Here is a 1,261-nt window from a genome sequence, read left to right as displayed (position 1 = left end):
ACAACGTCGGCGTCTACGACAACCCGGCCGACCTCACCGCCCAGTCGTGGACGGTGATGCGTTATGCCGAGGTCGAGGAAAACGGCAAGCTGGAATGGCTGATCCGCAAGGACGGCTGCATGCACTGCAGCGAACCGGGCTGCCTGAAGGCCTGCCCGTCGCCCGGCGCGATCATCCAGTACAGCAACGGCATCGTCGACTTCCAGGAAGAGAACTGCATCGGCTGCGGCTACTGCATCTCCGGCTGTCCGTTCAACATTCCGCGTCTGAATCCGGTCGACAACAAGGCGTACAAGTGCACGCTGTGTTCCGACCGGGTGTCGGTCGGCCAGGAACCCGCCTGCGTCAAGACCTGTCCGACCGGCGCGATCCGCTTCGGCAGCAAGGAGGACATGAAGACCTTCGCCGGCGAACGGGTCGAGGACCTGAAGTCGCGCGGCTATGACAACGCCGGGCTGTACGATCCGCAAGGCGTCGGCGGCACCCACGTCATGTACGTGCTGCACCACGCCGACCGGCCGGAGCTGTATCACGGCCTGCCGAAAGATCCGGCCATCAGCCCGGTGGTCAGCCTGTGGAAGGGCCTGCTGAAGCCGCTGGCCACCGTCGGCATCGCCGCCGCCGGCCTGTTCGGCTTCTTCCATTACATCACCGTGGGCCCGAACCGCACCGATGACGACAACGATGAGGAGCAACCGAAATGAGCCGTGAAAACCTCATTGTCCGTTACCGCGCCATCGAGCGGATCAACCACTGGATCGTTGCCTTCTGCTTCGTGCTGCTGGCGCTGTCCGGTCTGGCGCTGTTCTATCCGGCGTTCTTCTGGCTGACCGGCGTGTTCGGCACGCCGCAACTGGCGCGCATCATCCACCCGTTCGTCGGCGTGGTGATGTTCACCGGCTTCTCGGTCATGTTCCTGCGCTACTGGAAGCACAACCTGGTCAACCGCGAGGACATCAAGTGGATGATGGCGGTCGGCACGGTGCTGAAGGGCGGCGAGGTCGGCGACACCGGCAAGTACAACGGCGGCCAGAAAGGCATGTTCTGGCTGATGGCCGGCTGCCTGCTGGTGATGCTGGTCACCGGCTTCATCATGTGGCGACCGTACTTCGCGCCGATGTTCCCGATCCCGCTGATCCGCCTGGCCCTGCTGTTCCATGCCTGGTCGGCGCTGATCCTGATCGCCGGCATCATCATCCACGTCTATGCGGCAATCTGGGTCAAGGGCACGATCCGGGCCATGGTCGAAGGCGTGGTCACC

The 1,261-nt window shown here is 63.7% G+C and carries 2 protein-coding genes; both read left to right on the top strand.

The features are described 5' to 3' along the window. Positions 1-704 (top strand): formate dehydrogenase subunit beta (fdxH, locus tag DFO50_RS18725; protein WP_112693022.1); only part of this gene is annotated, 704 nt, incomplete at its 5' end. Continuing rightward, a partial coding sequence (locus tag DFO50_RS18720) for a formate dehydrogenase subunit gamma (protein WP_112693021.1) occupies positions 701-1,261 on the top strand: 561 nt, incomplete at its 3' end. The genes fdxH and DFO50_RS18720, both read left to right, overlap by 4 nt.

It is taken from the genome of Microvirgula sp. AG722, from assembly GCF_003269145.1.
Taxonomy (GTDB): domain Bacteria; phylum Pseudomonadota; class Gammaproteobacteria; order Burkholderiales; family Aquaspirillaceae; genus Microvirgula; species Microvirgula aerodenitrificans.
The sequence above is the reverse complement of the archived record's forward strand: the minus strand, read 5'-3'. Positions and strand labels throughout refer to the sequence as shown.